This is a genomic window from Pseudoalteromonas sp. SR45-1, from assembly GCF_014163655.1.
Taxonomy (GTDB): Bacteria; Pseudomonadota; Gammaproteobacteria; order Enterobacterales; family Alteromonadaceae; genus Pseudoalteromonas; species Pseudoalteromonas distincta.
On sequence record NZ_JACJDR010000033.1, the window covers coordinates 2,054 to 3,734 of the forward strand.

Consider the following 1,681-nt stretch of genomic DNA (forward strand, 5'->3'; position numbering starts at 1 on the left):
TGCTCTTTAAAAATTTGGAAAAGCTGATAATAAAATTCTGATGAATACATTGTATTTATCAAGAGTTTTCAAAAGTAAAAAAAGAATGGTAGCAGTACCATTCAGTGCCATTTAATTAACGTTTTACGTTGATTGATTGGTATCTACTTTAGTATTCAATATTAACTTCTGGCGAAGTTAAACTGTCACAAAACAAAGACCCGTTTGGGTTGTATGGTTAAGTGACTAAGCGTACACGGTGGATGCCTTGGCAGTTGGAGGCGATGAAGGACGTATTAACTTGCGATAAGCCTAGTCAAGCTAGTAAAAAGCGCTTGAGACTAGGATTTCCGAATGGGGAAACCCACCTGCTTGCAGGTATCGTTAACTGAATACATAGGTTAACGAGGCGAACGCGGAGAACTGAAACATCTAAGTACCCGTAGGAAAAGAAATCAACCGAGATTCCGAAAGTAGCGGCGAGCGAAATCGGAACAGCCCTTAAGCTTATTATGTGTTAATGGAAGGCTCTGGAAAGTGCCACGATACAGGGTGATAGTCCCGTACATGAAAAGACATTTTAAGTGAAATCGAGTAGGTCGGAGCACGTGAAACTTTGACTGAATATAGGTGGACCATCATCTAAGGCTAAATACTCCCAACTGACCGATAGTGAACCAGTACCGTGAGGGAAAGGCGAAAAGAACCCCTGTGAGGGGAGTGAAATAGAACCTGAAACCGTGTACGTACAAGCAGTAGGAGCCCACTTGTTGGGTGACTGCGTACCTTTTGTATAATGGGTCAGCGACTTATATTTTGTAGCGAGGTTAACCGAATAGGGTAGCCGTAGGGAAACCGAGTCTTAACTGGGCGAATAGTTGCAAGGTATAGACCCGAAACCCGGTGATCTAGCCATGGGCAGGTTGAAGGTTGAGTAACATCAACTGGAGGACCGAACCCACTAACGTTGAAAAGTTAGGGGATGACCTGTGGCTAGGAGTGAAAGGCTAATCAAACCGGGAGATAGCTGGTTCTCCCCGAAATCTATTTAGGTAGAGCCTCGGACGAATACTTACGGGGGTAGAGCACTGTTAAGGCTAGGGGGTCATCCCGACTTACCAACCCTTTGCAAACTCCGAATACCGTAAAGTAATATCCGGGAGACACACGGCGGGTGCTAACGTCCGTCGTGAAGAGGGAAACAACCCAGACCGCCAGCTAAGGTCCCAAAGTCATAGTTAAGTGGGAAACGATGTGGAAAGGCCCAGACAGCCAGGAGGTTGGCTTAGAAGCAGCCATCCTTTAAAGAAAGCGTAATAGCTCACTGGTCGAGTCGGTCTGCGCGGAAGATGTAACGGGGCTAAACTATGCACCGAAGCTGCGGATTCAGAATTTATTCTGAGTGGTAGGGGAGCGTTCTGTAAGCGGTTGAAGGTGTACCGGGAGGTATGCTGGACGTATCAGAAGTGCGAATGCTGACATGAGTAACGATAATGGGAGTGAAAAACTCCCACGCCGGAAGACCAAGGGTTCCTATCCCATGTTAATCAGGGTAGGGTAAGTCGACCCCTAAGGCGAGGCCGAAAGGCGTAGTCGATGGGAAACAGATTAATATTTCTGTACTCGATATAATTGCGATGGGGGGACGGAGCAGGCTAAACAAGCATGGCGTTGGTAGTCCATGTGAAAGTGAGTAGGTTGG

1 rRNA gene (only partly in view) is annotated in these 1,681 nt (G+C 46.5%); it reads left to right on the plus strand.

The annotated features are described in order from the left end of the window. The first annotated feature begins 215 nt into the window (after positions 1 to 215). A 23S ribosomal RNA gene (locus H5089_RS20190) occupies positions 216 to 1,681 on the plus strand (it continues 1,469 nt past the right edge of the window).